Genomic DNA, 25,558 nt, shown 5'->3' with positions numbered 1-25,558 from the left:
GGTGCCGCGAGGACCGCTGGAACGTCAGGACTTACTGACGGTCACCGCCACCGACCCGGTGACCCCGCCCGACGTGACCGAAATCGTCGCCGTTCCCGGGCACTTCGCGTGCACCAGACCAGTAACCGCATCCACGCTGGCCACCCGCGGATCCGAACTCCGCCACACATGCGACGCCGGATCCACGATCGGCACGCTCAGCGCCGGCAAATCGTCACCGGTCGGCGAGGTTCCCGTCGCCGACAGCTGTGTCGTCTGCCCGACGTGCAACGACGCTGCGGTACTCGTCACCGCAATGCTCGCCAACGTAGGAACCGCAGCGAACTGCACATCCCCATTCGGCAGCACATGGAACAGCCCGTAGTTATAAAACCCGCCCTTATCCGCCGGCGCATAAGCCTCAACCCCAGCATCCGCCACCACGAAGTTCGGCAACCCATCCGCCGCATTGTGCCCCGTCGGATCCAACAGGTTCTCAGCCCACCCGCGAGCGTGCCCGAACAACATCACCACATGCGTCCGCGGATGCGAGTCCTGATACTTCTCCACCAACGTCTCGTACATCTGCGCCTCCCACCGATCCGCGAACTGACTGTCCTGCTGCGGATGCGGGTCATACGCCGGCACATGGCTCACCACGAACACCACCGGCGACCGGTTCGCTGTCAGCTGGTCGGCCAGCCACTGGTACTGCGACGCGATACCCTTCGGATCACTCGCCGGCACCTGGTATGGATCCGAAGGCAGGATCCCGATATGCGAACTGTCCGTCACCACGACATTCGCAGCACCCTGCGTATAGCTGTAGTGCGTCGCCCCGAACAAACTGGTCCAGTTCTTGTTCTCCGGATCAGCACCCTGCGTGATCTCGTGATTGCCGACCCCCTCGTGGTACGCCAGCCCAGTCCCGTCCAGCAGCGACTTCATATACGTCAGGTTCGCCATCGTCCCGGAATCGCTCATGTCGCCCATCGTCTGCAACGACAACGCCCCGGTCTGACTCGCCGGCAGAGCCTTGATCTGCGCCGCGTCCTGCTTGAGCACCACACTCCCAGTCGAGTTCGGGTCGTCGGCATGCGTGTGCGCGTCGTCCAGCGCCGCCAGCGTGGTGCCCCCGGCCCGGAACTTCGCCGGGTCCTCGGTGTACTGCAACCACGAAGGATTGTGCGGAATCGCCACATACGGCGGCGTCACCAACGGCCGCGGCGAGTACAACGCCTGCAGATCACTGACATACAAGTCCCCGGACAGCTGCTGCGTCGGGCTGATCACCAGGAAGTCCAGGAAGTTCACGGTCATCGGGAACTGAAGCCCCGCCGGCAGGTTCGCCACGATCAGCTGCCAGCCGTCGTACGTCACCGTCGACGGATAGAAGTCGACGTACTGCCCGTTCACCTCGGTATAAGCCTCGGCCAACGTCAAGTTCCCCAACCCCAGCGGCGACCCCGACCCACCGGTCCCGGTGCCCTTGATCCACACCCCGACCCGGTCCGGCAGCTGCGTCTCCCCAGGCGGCGGGAACGACTCGTCCCCGTTCGGGAAGAACACGACCTGCTTGACGCCGTTCCCCGCCGGAATGTTGTACTTCACGTCCATCGACCCGGCGTCGCTCGGCAGCCGCTTGGTCGTCGTCGACAGCGACAGACTCCCCGTCGCGCCACCATGCGCCCGCACAGCCCAATTCCCCACATCGGTCATCGAATCGACGATCTCAGAACGCTGACCCACCGCGATCGACACCGTCGCACTCGCCCCGGCCGCACTCGCCGTGACCGTCACCAACCCTTCGCCGGTAGTAGCCGCCGTGAACACCCCGGACCTGGGATCGACGCTCCCCAAGTCCGAAGGCGACGCAGACCACGTCACCGACGCCGGCAGCAGCGACACCGGCTGCTTGTCCCGCGTCGTCGCGCTGATCGTCAGCTGCTGCGTCCCGCCGTTGTTCAGATCGACCGTGGCCGGACTGACCGACAACGAACTCAGCCGGTCGGTCACCCGCAGCGGCACCGAGTCGTGAGCCCGACCGGCCTTCACGACCAGATCGCCGGTGCCTGGCTTGCCGGACGCCGTCAGCGAAGCACCGCTTGTTCCAGTACTGATACTCGCCCGAGAAGCCGGCCGCACCGACAGGCTCACCGGATCGCTAGCCGGATTCCCCAGCTTGTCGACCGCGTACGCCGCCACCGGCACCGTGCTGTTCGTCAGCACGGCCAGCGGCGCGCCGGCGTTGGCGACGGCCTTCACCGCAGGCCCGGGGTGCGCCTCGGTGCTGTAGAAGAACAGGCCGTTGGCCACCGGCCGCTCGTGCCCGTCCGACGGCGTGTTGCTCACGCCGACCTGCTGCTGCCCCGGCTGCCGCGCGACCATCTCGCTGGAGCCGCCGGAGTCGAACAGCATCGCGTTGTAAGCGCCGTGCGCCATCATCCACCCGGCCAGCTGCGGCCGGGTCAGGCCCTCGGCCGCGTCCTCCGGCTGGTGGCCGTCGAACACCGCGACGATCGCGTGCTTGCCGTCCTGCGTCACGCCCAGGCCCGTGACCGGGTCGTTGACGTTGTTCTCGCCGCCGCCCTGGAGCGGCACGGCCATCGTCCCGTTCTGCACGAGCACGGCCCCGCCGGACAGCGCCTGCCGCACGTTGTTGTCCGGGCTGATCGACTCCGCGATCGCCATTCGGTCGCCCACGTGCGCGGTCGCCGTGAGCCACTGGCCCGAGGTGCCCGATCCGGCCAGGTCCTCCGTCCCGGCGGGCAGCGGCGCCAGGTCCGTGACGCCCGGCGTCACCTTGTCGACGACCAGGACCCCGGCTGCGGCCGGATCGCGGTGCCCGGACACCACGACCGACGCCGGGATCTTCCCGCTGTCCCCGAGGTCCGGCGTGATCCGTACCAGGCCGTTGGCGGACAGGTCGTCCACGAAGTTGACCGAGCTGACCGGGTGGCTCGCGGCGCCGTCCGTGGCAGTGCCCGAATACGCCTCGGCGCCGATGCCGATCGAGCCGTCGGCGCGCACCACGAGGTTCTGGTTCCACCCCGGGTTCGGGCTCTTCACCAGCCGGCCGTCGACGACGACCATGCCGTGCGGCCGACCCGAGCCATAGATGTCGAAGAAGTCCCCGTTGATCCCGGCGACCGCGCCGGTCCGGTTCGCCATCGACGAGGGGATCTCGTTGACGGGGTCGCCGAGCTCGTTGTGCGACTCCACGACGCCGAGCCGGACGTTCGGGTCGGTCAGATCGACGTTGAGCTCCGTCGAGTGCTGCACGCCGCCGACCGTCTGGTAGGTGTCGGTGTGGTAGTCGATACCGCGCGTGATCTCCTGCTCCGCGGTGTGCGAGGCGTTGACGACCAGCGGCCACTGATTCGGGGTCGGCGGCAGCCACGGCCGGTTGCCGGCGTCGTTGTTCGCGGCGGCGTCAGCGGCGGGGTTCGGGTTCGGGTTCGTCGTGCTCTGGGCGCTCGCACCGCCGGTTCCGGTCAGCGCCCCACACGCGAGCGCGACGACGAGGGCGGCCGAAGCCGCGAGTCGTCTGTTCCTGTGCAACATCATTCCACTCCCTCGGCACGGACCATCCCGCAAGACTCCTCGCAATGAGTGTCCTTGCCATGGCAAGTCGCGACACAAACGGGAAACAAGTCAGAACGCTGTAGGTCGGCGCACAGAAAACCACATAATGTGGTTACTCTTCGATCTCGGGCGCCACCAGGCGCGCGAGCGAGACCCGCGAGGCGACGCCCAGCTTGCGGTACACGTTCCCCATGTGGCTCTCGACCGTGCGTTCGCTCAAGTGCAGCCGCGTCGCGATCTGACGGTTGCTGTGCCCGGCGCCGACGAGCAGCGCGACCTGACGTTCACGGTCGGTCAGCGCGGCCAGCACCGTGGCGCTCGCAAGCGGCCCTACGCTCGAAACCGATGGAGCGGCCTGACCGTTCGCGACATCCCGAGCATGATTCCCGTTCACCGCCGGCGTCGCTCCGGCAATGTGCTCCGCCCCCATCGACGCAGGCGCAGGCGCACCACCGCTGACGTGCTCACGCACCCTGCGCAGCTCATCCCGCACCCACACCGCGCCGCACCCGGCCGCCTGCGCCGTCGATCGCGCCAACGCGGCCAGCGCCTCCTCCCGCCGCCCCAACACGACCAGCGTCCGAGCGTGGAACACCGCGGTCCGCGCCTGCTCCACGGCGCGACCGGCCTGGCCGAACGCGGCGGCGGCCCGCGCGAAGTCGACGTCCGCCGACTCGTGATCGCCCCGCAGCGCCGACAGCAGGCCGCGCGCCCGGACCGCGTGCCCGCGCTGGCCCGGCAGATCGAGCTGTTCGGCCTGCACGATTGCCATCCGGGCCAGCTCCTCGGCGCGGTCGGTCTGCCCGAGCCGGATCAGAGCACTGATCAGGATCTCGGTGTACTCCGGAACCAGCGGAGCACCTAGCATGCGCAGATCCGGCCCGCCGGCGCGCAACACGAGCTCGACGCAGGTCGCCGCGTCGCCGTTGGTGAGCTCGGCGTGTCCCCGCAACATCAGTGCATTGCGAGCCCACCAACTGTTCACCGCGCTCCCGGTGAACAAGGCCGTCGCGGCCCGGGCGCCGGCCAGCGCGGCGTCGCCCCGGCCCAGCGGTGACGTCCACACCTGGATCGGCGCCTTGATCGCGAGCACGATGCCCAGCAGATGGTCGCTGCCGACCAGGCGCGCGGCGTCCTCGGCGTGCTCGGCCTGCTCCAGCGCCTCGGCCATGCGTCCGGTGAACATCGCCACCAGGCACTGCCCGAGCAGTACGTGCGGCAGGCCGTGGCTCTGCCCGGTCCGCCGGACGATTGCCCGGCCGCGCGCCAGGTGCCGGTCGGCGTCGGAGAACCGCTCCAGCAGCATCTCGGCCCACCCGAGCATGCACAACGTCTCACGCTCGCCGGCCAGCGTGCTGTCCGGCATGCCGTCCACCAGCGCGCTCGCCGCGTCCGCGGCGCGGCGTGCGATGTCTGTGTGCCCGACACAGATCTCGCCGAAAGCACTGAACGCCAGTGCGGTCGCCTCGTAGAGTCGGTCGCCGGTCTCCTTCGCGGCGCTCAAGGCCCAGGAGATGTCGGCCCGCGCCGCCGGATAGTCGTTGGCGAGCAAGGCCGTCAGCCCCAGTTCCAGACACAGGCCGATCCGCTGCGAGCCGGTCTTGGCGCCCAGCCGGGCCACCTCGGCGCGCAGCAGCGCGATCGCCTCGGGGTAGCGGCCCAGGCGCTGCTCGGCGTGCGCGCACAGTACCACGGCCTCGGAGCGGTCGACCATGCTCGCCTCGGACGCGTCGTGCAGGATTTCGTGCAGCAGGTCCCGGCTCTCGGCGAACCGGCCGCCCAAGCCGAGGGCCCGCGCGACCAGGAAACTGAGTTCGAAGCGACGTCGGGCGAACTCGTCGGTGTGCGGGAGCAGGCCCAGCGCCACGCCGAACCAGTGCGCTGCGGTCAGTGGTGACGTGCTCATCGACTCCTGGCCGGCCTGACACAGGATCGCCTCATACTCCGCCGACCACGCCGTGGCGCAGTGCTCGACGTGCCGGACCCGCTCGGACGCCGACGCCCCGCGCTCGGTGAGCAGCGACAGGACCCTGCGATGGATCTCGACGCGCCACGTCGGCGCCGACTGGTCGTAGATCACGCGGCGGACCAGCGGATGCCGGAAGACGAGCCCGGGGCCGGAGGGCACCTCCCGGATCAGGTCCCTGCCGACGAGGCTGTTCACGGCCTGTTCCACCTCGGCCAGAGCCGGACTCATCGTCGGGCTGGCCATGACCGCCGTGAGCAGTTCGGGGGAGAAGGGATCGCCGACGACGGCGGCCGTGGAGGCGACCGCCAGCTCCGCCGTGGACAGCGTCACGGTCTCACCGAGGATGAGCGCTTCCAGGCGGCTGGAGGCGTCGCCCTTGTCGCGCTGCGACGTGTTCCCGGGCCGCGTCGCGTAGCCGCCGCTGCGGTCCAGGGTCACCAGATACAGGGGATTGCCGTGGCTCTTCTCGTGTAGTTCGGCGATCCGGGCGGTCCCGTGCCGGTGGCCCAGAAGCCGCGCCGAATCGGCCAGGGACAGCGGTCCCAGCTCGACCCGGGTGACGGTGCCGTGGTCGGTGTCGCGGGCCAGCGCATAGCGAAGCTGTGCCGGCGCCTGGCGCTCGCGGTGCGCCACGACCATCAGCACCGGTCCGACGATCGGCCGGCGGCTGAGGAAGTCGATGAAGTCGATCGAACCCGGATCGGCCCAGTGCACGTCGTCCAGCAGCACCAGGATCGGCCGGTCCACCATCGCCGTCAGCACCTGGCGCAGCGCCTGGAACAGCCGGAAGCGGTCGATGTCCGGCGCCGACCGGGCTCCGGACGGCCGGTCCGGGGCCAGCACCTCGGCGGCCGCGGCCGGCAGTCCGGCCAGCAGCCGCGCGAGGTCCTCATGTTCGCTCAGCGCGTCCAGCAGGATCTGGAAGGGCATGTCCTGCTCGAACTCGGTGGCCCGCCCCGACAGCACCTGGATCCCTTTGGCCAGCGCCGTCTCCCGGACCGCGGCCAGCAGGTAGGTCTTGCCGATCCCCGGTTCGCCGACCACCTGAAGGAAGCCGCCGGTGCCGGCGATCAGGGCGTCGAAGGCGGCGCCGACGGCCCGCATCTCGTCGTCGCGGCCGATGACGGGATGCGGGGAGCCGAGGTCGCGATCGTGAGGTCGGGACATATCGCGACCCTTCCTATTGAAGACCCCTGAGAACCGGCCGAAAGCCCAGAATAATGCGCGGCCGTTTCATGTGTCTTCATAGTGGAGGGTGCTTTCTTGACGGGACTTTCACAACGCCCTGACGTGCGGCAACACTTCGTCGACGAACAAGCGCAGGCTTCGCTGCATCGTCGCCGCGTCCTGGCCGCCGTAATCCACGTTCCACAGGCACACATCCGCCGACAGTTCCTGCCGCAATGCCCGGATCTGCTCCACCACCGACTCCGGCGAGCCCACCACCGCGACGCCGTCGTGCCGCAGTTGGTCGTCGTCCACCCGGCCGAACGCCTTGCGCATGTTCTCGTAGCCGCGGTAGGCGGGGGAGGAGACGTCGTTCCAGGCGTTCGCGGCCTCGGCGGTGACGTCCAGGTACTCCCGGATGTGCGGGATCGCGGTGTCGTAGGCCTCGGCGTCGGTCTCCGCGACGTAGAGCGGGACGCTGAACGCGATCCGCGGGCGCAGGTCCGTACCGCCGTGGGCCTCGGCGAACGTGTCCAGGTAGAGCTGGATCAGATCACGCGACCACCCCAGCTCGCTGCGCAGCGGCGGCGGCGAGATCAGGACGCCGAAACCCTGGCGCGCCAGCCACTGGAAGCTCTCCGGCGAGCGGATCGCCGCGCCCCACACCGGCGGGTGCGGGTTCTGCACGACCGGCGGCAGCGACGTGGCGTCGGTGAAGGAGAAGAACTCGGTGCTCTCGGTGACCTTCTCCTCGGTCCACAGCCGCAGCACCGCCCCGATCGTCGCCTCGAAGCGGTCCCGGCTGGAGTCCAGCGGGACGCCCAGGGCCTCGAACTCGTACGGCAGCCAGGCCCGGGCGAAGCCGACGTCCAGCCGCCCGCCGCTGAGCGCGTCGAGCATCGCGGTGTGCGCCGCGAGCTGCACCGGGTGGTGGAACGCGGGCAGGACGCAGCCGGTCATCAGGCGGATGCGCGTGGTCTGCGCGGCCACGGCGGCCAGGAATGTCAGGGGGCTGGGGCAGTAGCCGCCGTAGTTGCCGAGGTAGTGCTCGGTCATCTTGACGTAGTCGAACCCTGCTTCGTCGGCCAGGCGCGCGATGGCCAGGACGTCGGCGTAGTAGTCGGTGGCCGAGCGCTTCTCCGGACGGCAGTCGGGCAGGAAGGAGACGCCGTGCTGGATGGTCGTCATGATGTGGATTTCCCTTCGGAGGTGGGACCGGTGAGGAAGGCGAGCGCCGCGCCGGTCATCGCGGCGATCCCGGTTCGCAGGGTCCGCGCCGGATCGGGGGCGAACCGCGCGGAGTGGTTGGCGGGCACGTTCGCGGCCTTCGCCACGAGCGTGGTCCCGTCGGCTTCGGCCCAGCGCCGGGCCGGGGTGGCGCCGATCATCCAGTAGACGGACGGGATCGGACGGTCGGAGTCGGGCAGCGTGAGCAGCGGGAAGTCGTCGGTCGCCATCGACGGCGGGAGCGCGAGCATGCGGGACTGCCCGAACCGTTGCAGGTGGGCCTTCCGGACGACCCGGCCGGCTGCCGGATCGTTCTGTCCGGCCGGTGCCGCGGAGGTTGTCGTCAGCTCCGGCGGACGCGGACACCCGGCCCGGCGGCTGTGCTCGTTCGCGATCTGAGCGAGGTCCCGGACCGCCGCGCCGAGTACCGCCGCTGTGGGAGCACGAACACTGATACCGAGCGTCACCATGTCCGGGATGACGTTGGGACGGCTGCCGCCCCGGATCGTCCCGACCGTGACGGCCGCCGGCAGCCGGTCCGCGATCCCGGCCGCGTCCAGCACGATCGCCGCGGCCACCGGCACCGGATCCACGGCGAACTGCCGCAGCCCGGCGTGCCCGCCGCGGCCGTGGACGCGAAGCTCCAGCGTGCGGCTCGCGGCCGTGACGGCGTCCGGGCAGTGCGCGACCCAGCCGGTCGGCAGCGGCGTGAGGTGCTGTGCGAGCACGACGTCGGGGCGGCCGCAGCGCTCGTACAGCCCGTCGGCGAGCATCGCGGCGGCGCCGGACAGCTCCTCCTCGGCGGGCTGGCCGACGACGACCAGCGTTCCGCGCCAGGCGTCCCTGTGCCGAGCGAGCAGCGTCGCGGCTCCGGCGAGGCAGGCCAGGTGTGCGTCGTGCCCGCAGGCGTGCATGACGCCCGCTGCTTCGTCGGCGGCGTAGGGCAGGCCGGTCTCCTCGGCGATCGGCAGCGCGTCGAGCTCGGCGCGCAGCAGGACCGTCGGGCCGTCCCCGCTGCTCAGCATCCCCAGCACGCCGTGGCCGCCGATGCCAGTCGTCACTTTCAGCCCGCACTCGCGTAGCCGGGCGGCGAACCGGTCGGCGGTGCGCTCCTCGGCGCCGGCCAGCTCAGGGTGCTGATGCAGGTCGACGTACAGTTCCAGCGCGCGGTCGAGCATGGCGTTTTCCATGACGTCCTCCTGTCGGCCCGGTGTCGGTGTTGGTGTCAGCGTTCTGTCGGGTTCTCTGTCCGGTTCGGTGTAAGCGGCTCCTGGCGTAATGGATCCATCGGCCGGCAGGAGCCGGACGGACCGGATGGACAGCCTTGGAGGCACACGATGGAAGCGTTCGACACCACGACCGAGGGCACTCTCGTCTCGCTGGCGATGGAGCTGCAGGCCCTGGACTCGGAGACCTTCGAGATCCAGGACTACGCGGAGTTCGACGGACTGATGGGTGCCCCGGCGGGCAAGCAGGGCGGCAACGGCAACCACGCCACCAGCACCAGCAGCACCAGCACCTGCTCGACCTGCTCCACCACGAGCTGCTGCGCGTGAGGTCCGAGGTCGCGGTGCCGCCGATGCCGGCGGCGCCGCGACCGGCTTTTCGCTTGGAATCATGGAAAGGGATGCGGGACCAGGTGCAGGTCCGCCGCGGTCAGGTCGGCGTCCCGCAGTCCCGCACGCCGCAGCGCCGTGAACATCCGCGGGACCCGCGGCGCACGCTGCCGTCCCCAGCCGAAGTCGATCGGCACCAGGCCCGGCGCGATGACCCGTACTCCGGACAGCCCCGCCGCGCGCTGCTCCGCACTGGTCTGGTCGACGACGATCACGTCCGATCCGGCGCGCACCACCTCGTCGACCAGGAACCGGACATCGTCGGCCAGGTCGTCGGTCGCGGGACGGACGCGCAGCCAGTCCTGGTAGAGCTCTGAGACGGGTACCGGATCGGCGTCGCGCGTGTAGTGCCGCGCGTGCTCGGCCATCTCCGGCAGACCGAACAGCGCCGGATGGTCGGCCAGACCGCTCACCAGCGCGAAATCCTGTGCCATCGCTTGAAGTTCCTCGCGGCGCGCCTGCACCCGGTGTCGCATCGAGGGGATGTAGGTCAGGATCTCGCCGAGCGCGGCCTCCGCGGCCGACTCCGGGTCCATGCCCGCCCCGGCGGCGAACGAGAACAGCCCGTCGCCGCCGTCGGTCCGGCGTGCGACGCCGGTGACCACCGGGACCGGGAGGTCGATCCGGTTGTCGAACAGGCGGACTTCGTAGCCCTGCAAGCGCGCGCGGTTCAGCATGGCGCGCGCCGTGCCGTCCAGGGACGCCGTGTCGATCTCCGGCAGCTCGGCGCCGCCGTACCAGGCCAGCAGGAAGGCGTCGCGCTCGATCAGCTCCAGCAGGCCGAACAGGACGGCCTCGGCCAGACAGCCGCCGCTCGCGCAGCCGTTGGAGCATTCGAAGGCGAACAGTTCCGATCCGCCGTCCCAGCCGTAGAAGGCCAGGCGCACGGGGACCAGGATCGGCCGTTTGTCGCGCAGCGAGTAGCCGGTGACCCATGGGATCGGCCGGTCGGGGTCGAACGGGGTGAGGTGGTCGTCGGTGGTGTAGGACTCGGGGGAGTAGGTGGCGCACTCGCCGGGATTCAGGGTCAGGGTTCTGTCGGCGAGTTCGGTGTAGCTGCCGACGACCAGGCCGGGGCGCCGGCGCATGGTTCCGGCGTGGCGTTCGAGGCCTTCGAACAGGGCCAGGCGGGAGCTGGCGGCGTAGGAGTTCGCCTGGCCGCTCCAGCTCAGGTCGTGCAGGCCGATCGGTCCGCGGACCGAGGCGGCTCCGACGACCGGCGCGGTCGTCGGCGAGCCCAGGGACAGCGACGTTCCCGGGGCCAGCACGCCGCAGACCGGGTTGACCAGTGCTTTGATCGGTATCGCGTAGTCCTCGGGTCGGCGCACGCGGTATTCGGTGGGGCTCGGCTTGCGGACGATGCCGAGGTCGATGTCCGGCGGTTCCGGATCGCGGTCGCCGCAGCTGGGGCAGCGGGCGTCGCGGAGCAGTTGTGAGGCGGTGACCATCAGGGTTCGGAGATCGACGCGCCATACCTGCGAGAGCTCTGTGGCGCGAGCCTGATCGGCCTGGTTGAAACAGGCCCACACAGCCACAGCGAGCTGTTCTCCGATGTCGGGCCAGGTTCCGACTCGTTGCGTCCCGGAGCCGATCTCCAGCAAGTCACGTTCGTGCGCCGGCTGCATACGCTGCAAGCGCAGCGCCAGGCAGTGGCCGCAGGCGCGTTCTGATCCGCGCCGGAGGACCAGGACGGCCCGCGAGGTCAGGAAGATGTCGGCGTCCCGCACATCCGGACGCGGGTCGCCCGATTCGCTGACCGGGGAACGCTCCCACGTCAGCAGATCCTCTTCGCCGAGTTCGACGACGCGCGGCACCCGGTCCGGCCCGCGACCGTCCCGGGCCGCGTGGTCGGTCAACAGCTGTGTCAGGGTCCTCATGCCTCACGGCTCCACCGGAAGTACCGCGCGGCCAGCCCGGCGAACAGCGCGGTGAAGCCGAGCAGCGCGGCGCACGACACCAGGACCGTCGTGACGCCGCCGGTGCCGCCGACCGGTCCGACCGTGCCGTTGACCAGGTAGCGCAGCGGCAGCACCCAGGAGATGTCCTGGATCCAGCGCGGGCTCAGGCTGATCGGGTAGAACGTGCCGGACAGGAAGGCCATCGGCGTCATCACGCAGTTGGCGATCGCCGCGATCGCTTCCGAGGACGACGCCACGACGCTGACCAGCAGTCCCAGTGCGAAGAACGCCATCACCCCGACCAGGATCGTCGGCAGCGCGAGCACCGCGCGACCGGACAGGTGCAGGCCGAAGACCGGGAGCATCGCGACCCCGACGAAGAACACCGCCTGCACCAGCGCCACGCCGACGGCGACCAGGAACCGCGAGCCCATGACCGTGGGCAGCCGGGTCGGCGTCATGCGGATCACGCGCAGGACCTCGGTGGTGCGCCAGTGCATCAGCGTGTAGGAGACGCCGAACAGCGCCGAGGTGGCCACCGCCCAGGACAGGACGCCGGCCGCGGTCGAGGCGATGAAGCCGGATCCGCCGACCGTCTGGTCGCGGAACAGGACGCCGAAGACCACCAGGAAGATCAGCGGGAAGGCGAAGGTGAAGAACAGCGTCACCTTGTCGCGGTAGTAGGAGCGGGTGATGGCGGCGCTCAGCGCACCCAGCGGGGTGCCGGCGGCGTTCGGGTTCCCGGCGCTCATGCCGCGAAGTCCTTTCCGGTCAGGGCGAGGAAGACGTCTTCCAACGAAGCGGTGCGGGTCCTGATGCCCTGGATCCCGGCGATCTCGGTGACCGCCGACAGGACCAGTCCCGGGGCGCGGGTGGCGATGACGGTCGAGGCGCCCTCGGCGCGGGCGTCGTCGACGCCGGGCAGGCCGCGCGCCGCGCCGACGCTGATGCGTTCGCAGGGCACGAAGACGCGTACCGGCTGCTCCAGCGAGTCGACCAGCTGCAGCGGATCGCCGACCGCGACGACCTCGCCGCCGCTCATGATGGCCACCCGGTCGCACAGCGCCTCGGCCTCGTCGAGCTGGTGCGTCGTGTAGACGATGGTCTTGCCCCGGTCCCGGATCTCGCGCATCAGGTCCCACAGGTCCAGCCGGGCCCGGGGGTCCAGGGCGGCGGTGGGCTCGTCGAGGAACACCAGGTCCGGGTCGTGGACCAGGGCCGCGGCGATGCCGAGGCGCTGGCGCTGGCCGCCGGAGAGGCGTTCGACGCGTATGCCGGCCGACGCGGTGAGGCCGAAGCGTTCGATCGCTTCGCGGGCCGCGCGGCGCGGGGCGCGGTAGAGGGCTGCGACGGTCTCCAGGTGCTCCAGCGCGGTGAGGCGGGTGAAGAAGGCGGAGGCCTGGGTTTGGACGCCGATGCGGAGGAGGGTGTGTGCGTCGCGGCGCCAGGGCTCGGTGCCGAGGACGGACACTGTGCCGGAGTCGGGGCGGCGCAGGCCCTCCAGGATCTCGATCAGGGTGGTCTTTCCGGCGCCGTTGGGGCCCAGGACGCCGAACAGCTCGCCCTCGGCGACGGTGAGGGAGACGTCGCGGCAGGCGGTTACGGCACCGTAGGTCTTGCGGACGTGCTCGACGATGATTGCTGCTTTTATCGGTTCTGCTGTTTTTGTCAGCGTCTTCGAGATCGGCGACAGGTTCATGCGCGCCTCCGTGCGTGTGGCGAGGGGGAGTGGTTCGGGCGGGGTGTCCGGTGCCTTTGCGGCCGGTTCCGCCGCCGGAGTCTCGGTCGTCCGGTGCTTGCCACGGAGCCGATTCACCACCGGCTCGGCGACGTTGAGCAGCACCAGTGCCCCGATCACCAGCCATCCGTACGGGCTCGGGAACGCGCTGATCAGGTACCAGCACAGGCCGTAGGCGGCAGGGAGCACACACGCGGCGGCGACGAACGGATAGCAGAGATAGGCGACGACGGCACGCCGCGGATAACGGCGCGCTGCCGGATCCCGGTGAATGAGCAGGCTGATGTACTTCCCGCTCGAGACCGCCAGCCGGGAGATGTTCAGCGCATGGCTGAGCATCAGGTAGCCGTCCAGCGGCGGCAGCGGGAGCAGGTTGAACACCACGCCGGCGATCTTGTACATGAGCAGCATCGCGATCGCGGCCCGCGTCGGGTCGCCACCTGGCAGCGCCGTCCACAGCACGAAGAACGGCACCTGGAAGGCGATGTCCACCACGATGCCCGCGGCGGCGGTGGCGACGCGCTGCCACCGCGACCGGAACAGCGGCATGTCCTCGACCGTGCAGTAGAACCCGATCGCCGGCAGCCGATACCGCAGCCCGACTTCCGTCGCGCGCCCGCCGAAGCGCTCGCCGACCAGGCCGTGCCCGAGCTCGTGGGTCAGCAGGCTCAGTCCGTAGACGCTGAAGACGATCGGGATCAGCGCCGGCTGCCTGGCAAAATGCCACGACTCGTGAGCCAGCTCATTGACATGCGCGAAGATCAGCACCTCGACCGCAACCAGCGCCACGACCAGGGGCACGGCGACACGCCGAGTCAGCACCGGACGCAGCACCCGGAGCAGCAAGCCGATCAGGCGCTCGGGGTCGAACATCACAATGTCGCCAGCGGGGAAGCCCTTCTTGGACTCGCGCTTAGTGCGCTTCGCCGTGGCGTGCTCGGCGAGCTCATCGCCACCGGCGAGCAAGCCCCGGCTCCCGAACAAGCTCAGCAGTTGCAGCCACGCGCTCTCACCAAGCCGCTTGCTGAAGTGCTCGGCATACTCGGCGCCGATCGCATCAAGCGTTCGGCTGCCATCAAGGCGCTCCAGCACGAAGTGCTCACGCGGCCCGAGCTCATAGCGCGCACCAGTGCCGCCGTTCTTCACGAGGTAGACCGGCGCCGCGCCACGCAGCATCCCGGGACCGATCGCGACATGCGCCGCGCGCGCCGGACTCTGCTCCAGCCAGGTGGTGGTCACGGTGCCGCCTCCGCTTTCGGCTCGGCCGCCGCCTCGATTGCGCCCGCCAGCTCGGTTGCGGTCATCCGCCCAGCCACGCTCGCTGGCCTGGCCATGGTTGCGCTTTCCGGCCCGGTCGCAGTCTTCTGCTTGGATTCGGTTCCGGCTTCCGGCTCGGTTGCGCTCACCAGCCCGGCCGTGGTCTCCGGCCCAGCCGCGCTCGCTGGCCCGGCGGCAGTCTCCTGCTCGGTTTCGCTCGCCGGCCTGGCCGTGGTCGCGCTTTCCGGACCGGCCGCGGTCTCCGGCTCGGTCTCTTCCTCTGTCTCCCGCAGCGCGCGGGCCAGGATGCGGCCGAGGAAGGCCTCGTCGGTGAGGGTCATGCCGAGGCGGTTGTTCGTCATGTGCAGGTAGGGGAGCAGGAGGCGGCGGGCTGCTGCGGCGCCGTCCGTCAGGACCAGGTCGGCGGTGTCGTCCCAGGATTCGAATGCCAGGTCGCCGCGGTCGGCGAGGGTGCCGATGCGTGAGCGCAGCTCGATGCAGTGGGTGGCCCAGGGGCCGAGGACGCCGGGCAGGCTTGGGGCGGTGCCTTGGGCGAACGCGTCGCGGATGGCTGCGAAGCGGCGGCTGATTCCGGGGCCGGTTTTGGCGTAGGCCGAGTCGTAGTCCTCGTCCGTCACGTCGCCGTCGGTGTCGAAGGCGCGGCGCCAGAAGGCGTGGTAGCCCTCGAAGAAGTCGGCGCAGGCCTGGGCGTCGGGCTCGAACGCGGCCGCGGTCACCATCATCAGCTGTGCGGCGATGCCGAGCCGGATGGAGCGCAGGTGCGTGTTCATCGTCCGCAGCAGCTCGACGACCAGGTCGGAGGACTGCTCGAAGTGCCACTCCGCGACCGCGACTCCGGCGGGGCCGCCGTACTTGCCGTACTCCGGCTCGTACGGCTCGCGGCTGTGCGAGTTGTTCTCGCGCAGCCGCATCCGGCCGTTCTCGTCGAGGAAGCGGGCCCGCTGCTCGTCGGTGAACTCGAAGTCGAACATCTTGGTGTAGACGTCGGACAGGAAGTCCGGGTCGGCCGAGTACAGCGCCGGACGCCTGCGCAGGTACTCGTCGATGGCCGCCTCAGCGCGCGACAGAACGACATCCGTGGCGGCGGCCGACGAAGGCCGCAGCCGCAACCGCAGGTGTGTGCCCTCGACCCAGTAGTTGATGAAGAACCAGCCGTCGAGCAGGCCGTCCTGACGGAGCCCGGCGATCAGGGGCCTGATCGATTCCGTCAGCAAGGACAGCCGCACCGCGCCGTAGAAGATGTGAATGGCCTGCCAGGCGCCGGGCCCGGACTCAAGGTCGGTGCCGGTATCGGCCGCCGGCTCGGCGGCGAGCGTGGTCATGAGGTGCCTCCGGTGAAGGTCGGGTGGGAGCGGCGGACCGTCGTCTCGACGGCCAGCTCGGCGACGTGGTGGCCCGGCGTGCGGCCGTGTTCGGGCCCTGACATGACGGTGAGCTGGTCCGCGCCCGGGGACATCTCCTCGAGCCGGAAGCCGCCGTCCTTGAGCGCCGCGTCCAGCAGGCTGAGCGAAACTGTGCTGGTGAAGTCGACCAAGGCCGGCTTGGCACGCTCCCCTTCGGCGTCGCAGCGAGCGAACACTTGATCGGGCAGACGGTGCTCGAGCTGCCAGCGACGCCAGGCCAGCAGCCGTTCGGTGCTGTCTGCGCCCGACTGATGCGCCGGGAGCGTGGACGCGGGGAACGTCCACTGTCGGCGCGCGACGATCAGCGAGCCCAGCCGAACCCGCGGCCGCGTCCGCACGCCCTCCGCCGACTCCAAGCCCGACTCGAGGCCCGACTCGAAGCCCGGCACGCCCTCCCACACATCGAGCCGCGCCAACGACGACGGCGAGAACAGCAGCAGGAACCGCGGAATCGCGGGCAGCACCATCGGCAGCAGATAGCCGAGATACACCGGAACGACCTCGCGCCCCAGACGCCGCGACCGCAGCATCACGCGGTCGGAGTCCACGTCGTGCTCAAGAAACAGGTCGTCCATCGGAAGCTGAGCCTCCGCAGGCAACGACGAATGCTCGTCCGGGCAGATGATCTGATACTCGGTGAGCAGACCGTGCAGGTTCAGGTTCGTCCCCACGATCCCGCCGGCGACCTCAGCCAACACCGCGCCGTCGGGGGCGACCATGCCAGAGGTCTGACGCAGCTCACCGGACAGCCCCTCCGCCCCGACGTCCTCGAAGCAGTGCGAGAACCGCGAGAACGGGAAGTGCAGCCCGCCGAACGAGCGGTTGAGCGCCGCGATCGGACCGCTGTCGGTCCGTCCGACCTGTAGGAAGTGCGCCTCGGGACGGAACCGCGACGTGAACGGCGCGATCCGTCCGGCAATCTCGGCCAGCACCGCCTCCGACAATACGACTTCGTCCTCTGACTCCGATGACTCCCGACCCCGCCAGAGCTCCCGCATGTGCTCGGCGAACGCCTCCCGGGCCGCGTCCAGAACACCGAACTCCGGCTGGCGCAGCCAGTTCTCATACGGCAGGTAGCCGCCGTCCTCGTCGAAGCTGCGACGCTCCTGCGTCAGCCGCACGTACTGGTCGTAGATGTCCTCATGGAAGTCGCGCACGAACCCCGCGACGTCCTCACACCGCCCGCCGACGCCATAGCGCGCGAGAAAGAACCCGCGTAGCACGAGCCGGTGAGTCAGGACCATGTCGAACAGCGGCAGAACCTCGCTCAGAGTCCGCAACGGGCCACCGAAGCTCGCCGTCCACTCCGACCGGTCGCACACCACCGGCGCCTGACCAGCACGGACGTCCTCATAAACCAGCGTCCTCGGCAGCGTGGCCTCCGGCGCCCCCAGCGCCTCGTGAACCTCCTCGAACCCGGTCCGGATCCGCTGAAGGATCGCGCGTCGCGCCGCCAGGTCCGCATCGGCAAAGCCGTCCAAAAGCATTGCGATGCCTTCGAGCCGCGCAGACAACTCATCCGCCCACGGACGCTCCAACGTCAGCAGCCGACCGGCCAGATCGCGCAGCGGATCGCGGTGGTGAATGTCGATCCGCAGCGCCGGAACCCGCAGCAACCCCAGCTGCATCAGCCGGCGCGCGTAGGCGTCGCAGTCAGCCGCCGGTGCCTGGACCGCAGAACTCAGCCTGCTGATGAACTCCGAGTAGCGCAGCCCCGGCTCACCGGCCAGGACGTCCAAAATCCCCTGCAACGCTGCGCCGTGACGCAGGAAGAACAAGTCGTCCTGCACGATGTCGAAACTGACCGCCGCGTCGTCGTCCCCACGAACCGTCGTGTGCCGCATGTACCGCAGCCGGTCCTCCTCGGCGTGCCAACCAGCGGTCAGCGTCACCGGCAGATCGGCACGCAACGCGTCGTCGGCCGCGACGAGGTCGGCCAGCCGCGCCAGCACGGCCACGTTGATGCGCGGATGATCCGTCCAGTCGTCCGGAACGGCGATCGAATCAGGGCCAGAGGCCGAGGCCGCGCCGGGCATATCAGTGAACTCACCCAGCGCCACGCCGGTGAAGCTGCTGAACGGGCTGGTCTTGCCGGCCACCTTGTACAGATATTCGACCAGCGCACGCTGCGTGCGCCGATCCCGCTTGCCGAGCTCGCCCGGCGGCTTGGCCAGAAACCCGTCCAACGCCGCGTCCAGCGACGGCGAGGCCAGGAGCAGCCCCTGCCGCAGCCGCGGTTCGGCCGCAAGCTGGCGCAGCGTCTCGCGGACCTGCGCATCCTCCGTGCGGAGAATCGCAGAACCCTGCGCACGCAGCTCCTGCCACGCGGCATGCTCACGCAGCCAACCGGCCAGCGCGTCCCGGCAGCCGTCCGACATCGGCAACCGAAGCGCGGCCTCCGGATCCTTGACCGGCTTCGCGTTGAACACCTGGCGTCGCAGGCCAAGCAAAGCGCGCCGGTCGGCCTCGTCCTCGTTGTCGCTGATGGCCTCGTGCAGCAGGTCGCTCAGCGCGGCGCCGGACTCCGCCAGACGGCGCTCGCCGTCCAGCACCGCGTCGGCCCAGGCGACGCTCGCCGGGCTGCGCAGCGACTCCAGCGCCGAGAACGGCAGGCCCGCGACGCGCAGCATGAAGCGTCGGCCGAGCTCCCAGCTCCCGGCGGCGCCCGAGTCGGTCGCGGTGCCAGCGAGGCCGGTGGCGCCGGTTGCGTCGCCGGCGTCGGTGGCATCGGTGAGTCCTGCGAAAGGCATGGTGACAGTCACGGCGATCCCCCTCAGCCGATCTCGTAGCGGAAGTCGGCGGGCAGCTCGCGCTCCCGGCCGATCATGAGCAGCAGCAGCGGAGACTCCCCGGTGCCGTCCAGCCCCAGCTCCTCGACGTACGCGGGGTTGTCGAACCCCAGCGCCGCGCCGCAGCCCAGCCCGAGCCCGGCCGCCGCCAGGTACACCGCCTGCGCGACGGCCCCGACCACGGCGTTCGCCAGCCGGTAGCCGCGATCGCCGACCGCGTCGTACACAGCGTCCGCGCGCACCGCCGGGACGATCACCGCGCCGGCCTCTTCCAGGTTGTAGTTCTCCAGGAAGTACGTCGGCTGCAGGAACTCGGCCGGCGCGCGCTTCGTCACGCGCACCAGGCGGTTCGCGGCCGGGTCGAACTCATAAGCGGCTGGCGTGACGTCCTGCACGTGGTTGGCGAAGACGTAGAGCTTGGCCAACTCCAGCCCCCGCTCCGCCTCCGCGACGTCGCAAGGGAACGCGGCCGCTCGCGCCCCGGCGGCCAGCACCCCGGCCAACTCGGCACCGGACGTCGGCATCGCGCCGCTGAACCGGCCGAAGCTGCTGCGCCGCGCCCGGAACGCCTGCCGCGCCGGTGCCATCGCGGAAGGCGCGGGCAGGTCGACGACCGGCCGGTCCGGCGACGGCCGAACCACCGCCGCCGAATCCAGCGCCACCGGCTCGGGCCGCGGCGCGGGCGTCATCGTGGCCTGATGCACCGCGGTGACCAAGTCGAACGTCCGCACCCGGCGCGACCGCTCCTGCTCGACAGTGCGAACCCGAGGCGGGTACTCGGGATTCTGGCCTGTCTTTAGCTCGGGCACTGACTTCGGCACCGACTTGGGCACTGACCCCGGCGCAGACTCCGCCGCAGCCCCGGCCCAGGGCAGCGGGACGACGGCGAACACGCCCTCCTGCTCCGGCGGCACCCCGAGCAGGTCCCCGAGCCGCCGGTCATCGAACCAGAACGCCGGGGTCAGGCTCAGCCCGCGGTCGGCCAGGAACGTCTGCCAGCTCTGCAGGATCGTCCCGACGTCCATCGTGACCGCGTGGTAGCAGAAGTTCTGGTACTTGAACGCGTTCTGCCAGAACTTCAGCCCGAGCACGAGGTACTGGTCGGTGTCCGGATGCACGAACGGCGCGGTGTCACCGAGCGCGGCCCGGATCTGGCCGGTCACGTCCCCGGTGAGCAGCCGGCGCATCTCGTGATGCGGCGGCGAGTAGTGGTAGAGCCCCGGCAGCACCGGCCCGCGCGCCCCCGAAGCCCAGTAGACGCTCACCGGATACAGACCGCCGCCGGAAGCGGTGCCCCGCCACCAGTTCGCGTCCGCGTAATCCGGCAGCGTGGCCAGGTCGTTGTTGGCGTGCGGAGCCAGCCGCCGCCCGAGGTAGCCGTAGGAGTGCCGGAGCATGTCCGCCAGTAGCGCGACCGAGAATCCGTCGGCCGCATCGCCTAGCGGCGGCGGCGCTGGGTCCATCGGCAACGGCAGCCGCTCGGCGTCCCGGTAGTACTTCAGATGCCGGGGCTTGTCGCCCCAGTCCGGTTCCAGGCCGATCGGCTCCATCGGCACCCGGGCCCGGTTCATGACCGTGCGCAGATAGTCGTGGGCGGTGCCCATGAGGAGGTCTCCTAACTGTCCTGCGAACGCTTCAGGGGAAGGGGTGCGGTGCGGGATTCGGCGCCGAGGCGCCGGTGAGGGCATGCAGGCGCGGCATGATCGGCGCGCGCTGCCGGGTCCAGCCGAAGTCGATCGGCACCAGGCCGGGCACGATGACGCCCACCGTGGACAGGCCCAGGCGCCGCTGCTCGGGCGCGGTCTGGTCGACGACGATCGTGTCGAAGCCCGCCGCCGTCACCTCCGCGACGCACTCGGCGAGGTCGTCGCGAAGGTCGCCGGTCCGTGGCGGCACGTCGCCGAACGCCTGCTTCAGCGGCAGGAGGTCGGTGCGCGGCCGGTCCAGGAGGAACGAGGCGTACTGCGCCATCTCCGGCAGGCCGTAGAGCCGGGAGTGGTCGTGCAGTCCTACGACCTGTCTGAAATCGGCCGCCATGGCCCGCAGTTCGGCCTCGTCGCGTTCGGCACGGCGCCGCGCGTGCAGGGCGTCGGTTGCGATCTCGGACAAGCCGGCCGCCAACGCTTCCTCCGGATCGAGGGCGGCGCCCGCGCCGAAGCACAGCGCGCCCAAGCCGGGGGTGCGGCGTACCGCGACGGCCGTGATGACCGGGGTCGGGAAGGCCAGTCGGGTGTCGAAGAACCTTGCTTCGTACCCGTACATCGCCAGCCGGTCCACCAGATGTCTGGTCTCCGCGCGCTTGCTGCTGCGGGGATCGAGCTCGGGCAACGAGCGGCGGCCGTACCAGGTCAGCAGGAAGGCGTCGCGTTCGATCAGCTCCAGCAGGCCGGACAGGACCGCCTCGGCCAGGGACCCGCCGGACGCGCAGCCGTTCGAACACTGCTGGACGAAACGCTCGGCGTGCGGCTCGCAGTGGTAGTAGCTCAGGACGAGCGGGACCAGGATCTCGCGGTCGTCGCGCAGCGAGTAGCCACGGACCCAGGGGATCTCGCGGTCCGGCGCGAACGCCTTGGTCTCAGGGTCCTGTTCGTAGAACTCCGGCGCATACATCCCGCAGTCGCGCGGGTCCAGAGCGGGCTCGGTGAGCTTGTCGAAGGCGGCGATCAGCGGCGGCTCCTGGCCGCGCGGACGAAGCCCCGCATAGCGTTCGAAGCCCTCCAGGACGCCGGTTCGCAGGCTTCGACGATAGGTGTCGCGATGGCCGCCCCAGAACACTTCGTACAGACGGCCGCCGGCGCGTTCGGCGATGACGCCGAGCACCGAGGACGTGGTCGGCAGATCGAGCTCTGCGATGGTCGCCTGGCCCAGCACCCCGCACACCGGGTTGACCAGCGCGTCGGCCGGGAGGTCGAAGGCGTCGGCGTCGCGGACCCGGGACGAGCCGGGCTTCGAGCGCGGCGCGGCCGGTAGCTCCGGGATCGGCGCCCAGGTGGTCCCTCGGTCCGGGAAGCCGCAGTCCGGGCAGTCCGGGTCGGCCAGGACTCGGGTTCGCAGGATCCTGGCTTGGACGAGATCGAGCTGGTAGACGAAGGATTCGCTGTCTTCCGGCGCCAAAAGCTCGCCGTTCACAATTCCGATGTCTGAGCCATCGCTGTTCGCGCTCTCCGCCAGGAGTTGCTCCAGCAGCGCCGCGGTGGCATCGACGGCGAAGTCGGTGAGCTGCGGCGGCGTACCCGCGGCGTGCGTCGGGCCGCCGGTCTCCAGCGCGTCCCGGATCAGCGGGTCCCGGATCCGTTGCCAGCGCCGGGCCAGGCAGCGTGCGCAGGCCTGGACGTCGGCCCGGCCGCCGAACGGACCGGCGATGACGTGGCGCCCAGTGAAATGGAGCGGGATCCGCCGACCGGAAGTGGGGAGTTGTCCACTTAGCTCGTCCCGCACCCCGAGCGGCGCGACGACCGTATCCAGGCTCGTCCGCCGCCGCAGGGCGGTTTCGAAGTCGGCGCAGGCGCGGGCCCACGGGAGCTCGGCCACGTCAACGCCGTCCGGTGAGCAGGACGCGCACCACGACGATCCCGGCGCGAGCAAGGTCGTCCGAGCCCGTTGGTACGACGTAGGCGTCCCGTCCCGCACGCCGCAGGGCGTCCAAGGCCTCGGGCCACGCCGACGCCGCGTCCAGAGCCGGCCTGACGTCGCCCTCGACCGGCAGTGCGAACGGATCCAGAGCCCTGATGAGCGGGTCTCCGCCGTCGACCGGCACATCAGGCTCCTGTCGGCCCAGCTGGACCCGCCCGACCAGGTCGCAAAGCGCGTCCCGAGCCGCACGCCGCCACAGGACGTCGGCGCCGAGGGCCCACACCGGCCGGTCCCTCGCCTCGTCCTGCGCACGAGCGAGCAGCACGTGAAGGCCGGACGCGGGATCGGTCAGGTCGAGCAGTTCGACGCCCAGATCCAGCTGCGTCGCCGATTCGGCGAGGAAGCGGAGCTCCGGGTCGTCGTCCAGGCCCGGGAGCTTCACGCGGGCCGCCGGACGCTCGTGGCTCAGAACACTGCGAACCGCGTCCAGGCCCAGCGCCGTGCACATCGCGCGGCCCAGCGCCTCGGCCGTGGAACGTCCCGCGCCGGTACCCGCCGACGTCCGCAGGTACACGCCGTCGCGGTTCGCGACCCCAAACGTGTGTACAGCTGCGGCCGGGACCAAGACCTCCTTGCCCGAGAGCAGAGACAGAGCCTTGATGTGGTCGCCGATGCCCACCTGAGCGCCGGCGCCGGCGCCAGCGCTAGCTCCTGCGCCGGAGGCGATCGCCATATCCGCCGCCTCGACCCGGATCGGCGCGTCGCCGTTGCCGTCCCCGTCGCCGTTCTCCTCGGCGAGCCGCGGCGGAACCACGTGCTCGGCGTACACCTCGGCGGCCCGGTGCAGTGCGGACAGGCGCGCGCCGACGACGTGGTGCACGTCGAAGGCGGTGATGGCGCGCCGTTCGGCGTGCCCGAGGCCGAGCCGGATCCGTGCGGCCTTGACCGGCAGCTGGGTGATCGTGTCGTCGTCGAACGCGGTGAAGACGCCCACCGACGGCTGCACCAGCACCGAGCGCGCGGTCAGCTCGTCGTACATCTCGTCGGCCTGGTCGGCGTCGGCGACCGTGGTGGTGCGCGGCGATTCGGGGACGACGGCTTCGGTCTCGGGGCGGACTGTAATGCCGGAGCAGTAAGGGCAGCGTGGATGCGGGGACAGCGGTTCGGTGGTGCAGTCCATCGAGTCCAGGTCCTGCACGATGACCTGTTCCTCGGTCTCCGGCGGCAGCGCGCCGGTGGTCAGCCGGAAGACCTCGAAGGCCAGCAGGTTGCCGAGCATCGCGGCCAGCGGCCGGCTCGGCGCCGTCGCGGCCGTCTCGGCCGAGGGCACCACCAGGCCGCTCCACAGGTCCGCGGCCGCACCGGACGACTGGTTGGCGCCGAAACGCAGCGCCGCGCAGACGAAGCAGCCCGGACGCGTGCCGCGGGTCAGCGGCCCGACGAGCGCGTGGCCGCCGACCACGGACAGTGGCAGCAGGCTGACACCCTCCGGCACCCCGGCCGCCAGCAGCGCCGTCAGCTGGCGGATGCCGCCGGTCGTCACCACCACGTCGTAGCCGCGCAGGTCGTCCCACGTCACCTCGTGCTCGGGCAGCGGCAGCAGCATCACCGCGCAGCCCGCCTCGTTCAGCTCCGCGACCTCGTCCGCGAGCCGGGAGCCGGCGGCGTGCCCGGCGCCGCCCCGGACCGCGACCGCCTCGGAGCCGTTGCGGACCAGGCTCAGCGCGCACCACTGCGCGACGGCGTCGTCGCCGAGCACTGCGACGTGCGCGGTGCGGAAGCCCAGGAAGCGCTCCACGGCCAGCCCGGCGTAGTGGTCGGCGTAGTTGACCTGCGCGGCGAACCGCTCGGCGACCGCGGCCGGGAGCCGTGCCGCCTCCGCCGATTCCGGCGGCACGTCGCGGGCGAAGTCCCGGTCGAGCATCGCCGTGACCAGCTCGGCCACCATGGCGCGCGGGCCGTCGCCGAGCCCGTCGCAGAGTTCGGCGACGGTGTGCCGGCCGGTCAGCCGGGGCACGATCGCGCAGGCGAAGCGGTAGGCCGACGCCGAGGCCAGGTGGAAGCCGGCGTGCGAGTTGTGGAAGAGCACGCCCTGGGGCGTGCGGGTGTAGAGCACGTCCTGCTTCACGCGCGGACGGGTGCCGGCGACGTGATCGTAGGCGCTGGTCACAACACTTCTCCTATTCGGATGCGCGATTCGGCCCAGGGCCGCTGGGTCAGTTCCTCGCCGCGCAGGATCGCCATCTCCAGCTGCTGGAGCGGCCGCCCGGGGAAGACCCCGAGTTCCTCGCCGAGGTAGTCCTTGATGTCGCGGTACTCCCACAGCGCGTCGGCCTGCCGGCCGGTGCGGTACAGCGCCTCGATGAGCTGCTCGCGGAAGCGTTCGTACGCCGGGTAGGCGCGGGTGGCCCAGCGCAGGTCGGCCAGGATGTCGCGGTGCCGCCCCAGGCCCAGCTCGACGTCGAAGCGGCGCTCGGCGGTGCGCAGCCACTCCTCCTCCAGGACCGGCACCTCGTCTCGGTGCAGGGTCTCGGACTGGACGTTGGCCAGCGGCTGGCCCTGCCACAGAGACAGGGCTCTACGAAGGTGCCGCAGTTCGGTCTCGGGGCGGTCGGCCGCCGAGGCCGTCGTGGTGAGCTCCCGGAACTCCGACAGGTCCAGGGTGGTGGCGGAGACCGGCAGCCGGTATCCGCCGGGGACGGTCTGGATGATGTCGTCGTCCGCGCCGAACTTCCGGAATATCCGGCGCAGCCGCAGAATGTAGGCCTGCAGAGTTGCTTTCGTGGTGTCGGCGGCGTTCTCGCCCCAGACCGCGCTTTGCAGATAGTCGACCGGCACGACTTTGTTGGGCCGCAGAAGCATCGCCGCGAGAAGGGACACCGGCTTGGCGGACGGAAGGATCACCGTCTGCGCGCCGTCGTCGATGCTTACCGGCCCGAGCACGGAGAAGCGCACGGTGATCCGGTCAGGTCGATCGCTCATGGCAGCCATCCTCAGCGGTCGGCGGCGCGGGCGGCAAGGTCGCGGGCGTGCAGTTAGATGCCAGTTCTGCGGGGCGGTTGCAGTTTGCTGCAGATATGCCATGCAAGGGTGGACCGCGTGATTCGGCGAGAGGATCGTCTTGGTCGTCAGGATCCCCGATTCCATTACCTGGAAAGCAGGTTGCCGATGCGAAGAATAGTGACAGCGCTGGCTTCTTCGGCCGCTGCGGTCGGTGTGGCCGCCGCGTTGGCCGGTGCCGCGACCGTGTCTGTGTCCACGGCCACGGTGGCCGACAAGGCGAAGAGCCAGGCGCCGGCGCCCGCGCCCAGCTCCCCGACGTTCGGGGGCTTCGGC

Annotated in this window: 14 protein-coding genes and 1 pseudogene; 1 reads left to right on the top strand and 14 read right to left on the bottom strand. The window is 70.5% G+C overall.

Annotated features, from left to right (window positions below):
- Positions 1 to 24 precede the first annotated feature (24 nt).
- The 4 genes from GWK61_RS16910 to GWK61_RS16895 form a co-directional block, all read right to left on the bottom strand.
- Positions 25 to 3,543 carry a phosphodiester glycosidase family protein gene (locus GWK61_RS16910; RefSeq protein ID WP_228562444.1) on the bottom strand — a complete coding sequence of 1,173 codons (3,519 nt, stop codon included), beginning with the start codon at positions 3,541 to 3,543 and terminating at the stop codon, positions 25 to 27.
- A 133-nt stretch (positions 3,544 to 3,676) separates the two neighbouring features.
- Entirely contained in the window at positions 3,677 to 6,700 is a 3,024-nt protein-coding gene (locus tag GWK61_RS16905) for a helix-turn-helix transcriptional regulator (protein ID WP_194909338.1), read from the bottom strand.
- A 108-nt stretch (positions 6,701 to 6,808) separates the two neighbouring features.
- Positions 6,809 to 7,888 (bottom strand): LLM class flavin-dependent oxidoreductase, encoded by a 1,080-nt coding sequence (locus tag GWK61_RS16900; protein WP_228562443.1) that lies wholly within the window; start codon positions 7,886 to 7,888, stop codon positions 6,809 to 6,811.
- On the bottom strand, positions 7,885 to 9,117 hold the full coding sequence (locus tag GWK61_RS16895; protein WP_228562442.1) for an amidohydrolase: 1,233 nt from the start codon (positions 9,115 to 9,117) through the stop codon (positions 7,885 to 7,887). The genes GWK61_RS16900 and GWK61_RS16895 overlap by 4 nt, the downstream gene beginning before the upstream one ends.
- Positions 9,118 to 9,264: 147 nt before the next feature.
- Here GWK61_RS16895 and GWK61_RS16890 point away from each other — a divergent pair, with 147 nt between their 5' ends.
- On the top strand, positions 9,265 to 9,483 hold the full coding sequence (locus tag GWK61_RS16890; protein ID WP_194909337.1) for a thiazolylpeptide-type bacteriocin: 219 nt from the start codon (positions 9,265 to 9,267) through the stop codon (positions 9,481 to 9,483).
- A 59-nt stretch (positions 9,484 to 9,542) separates the two neighbouring features.
- On the opposite strand, the gene GWK61_RS16885 is transcribed toward GWK61_RS16890, so the two are convergent.
- From GWK61_RS16885 to GWK61_RS16845, 10 genes and pseudogenes are all read right to left on the bottom strand, one after another.
- Entirely contained in the window at positions 9,543 to 11,420 is a 1,878-nt protein-coding gene (locus GWK61_RS16885) for a TOMM precursor leader peptide-binding protein (protein ID WP_194909336.1), read from the bottom strand.
- Positions 11,417 to 12,193: an ABC transporter permease gene (locus GWK61_RS16880; protein WP_194909335.1), complete on the bottom strand. Its 777-nt coding sequence runs from the start codon at positions 12,191 to 12,193 to the stop codon at positions 11,417 to 11,419. The genes GWK61_RS16885 and GWK61_RS16880 overlap by 4 nt, the downstream gene beginning before the upstream one ends.
- A complete protein-coding gene (locus GWK61_RS60785; RefSeq protein ID WP_438939771.1) occupies positions 12,190 to 13,113 on the bottom strand; it encodes an ABC transporter ATP-binding protein in 924 nt (307 codons plus the stop codon). The genes GWK61_RS16880 and GWK61_RS60785 overlap by 4 nt, the downstream gene beginning before the upstream one ends.
- A 516-nt stretch (positions 13,114 to 13,629) precedes the next feature.
- Positions 13,630 to 14,052 (bottom strand): annotated as a pseudogene (locus GWK61_RS60780) (site-2 protease family protein); the annotation flags it as partial.
- Positions 14,053 to 14,414: 362 nt separating this feature from the next.
- On the bottom strand, positions 14,415 to 15,779 hold the full coding sequence (locus GWK61_RS16870; protein WP_228562441.1) for a lantibiotic dehydratase C-terminal domain-containing protein: 1,365 nt from the start codon (positions 15,777 to 15,779) through the stop codon (positions 14,415 to 14,417).
- Entirely contained in the window at positions 15,776 to 18,622 is a 2,847-nt protein-coding gene (locus GWK61_RS16865) for a lantibiotic dehydratase (protein ID WP_194909334.1), read from the bottom strand. Before GWK61_RS16865 ends, GWK61_RS16870 begins: the two co-directional genes overlap by 4 nt.
- An 11-nt stretch (positions 18,623 to 18,633) precedes the next feature.
- A complete protein-coding gene (locus GWK61_RS16860) occupies positions 18,634 to 20,253 on the bottom strand; it encodes a nitroreductase family protein (protein ID WP_194909333.1) in 1,620 nt (539 codons plus the stop codon).
- A gap of 31 nt (positions 20,254 to 20,284) precedes the next feature.
- Positions 20,285 to 22,180 (bottom strand): TOMM precursor leader peptide-binding protein, encoded by a 1,896-nt coding sequence (locus GWK61_RS16855; RefSeq protein WP_194909332.1) that lies wholly within the window; start codon positions 22,178 to 22,180, stop codon positions 20,285 to 20,287.
- Position 22,181: 1 nt separating this feature from the next.
- Positions 22,182 to 24,392, bottom strand: a complete 2,211-nt coding sequence (locus tag GWK61_RS16850; protein ID WP_194909331.1) for a TOMM precursor leader peptide-binding protein — start codon at positions 24,390 to 24,392, stop codon at positions 22,182 to 22,184.
- On the bottom strand, positions 24,389 to 25,204 hold the full coding sequence (locus tag GWK61_RS16845) for an AfsR/SARP family transcriptional regulator (RefSeq protein ID WP_194909330.1): 816 nt from the start codon (positions 25,202 to 25,204) through the stop codon (positions 24,389 to 24,391). Before GWK61_RS16845 ends, GWK61_RS16850 begins: the two co-directional genes overlap by 4 nt.
- Positions 25,205 to 25,558: the final 354 nt, after the last annotated feature.

The sequence above is a fragment of the Catenulispora rubra genome (assembly GCF_015356825.1).
In the GTDB taxonomy this organism is placed as follows: Bacteria; Actinomycetota; Actinomycetes; order Streptomycetales; family Catenulisporaceae; genus Catenulispora; species Catenulispora rubra.
The sequence above is the reverse complement of the archived record's forward strand: the minus strand, read 5'-3'. Positions and strand labels throughout refer to the sequence as shown.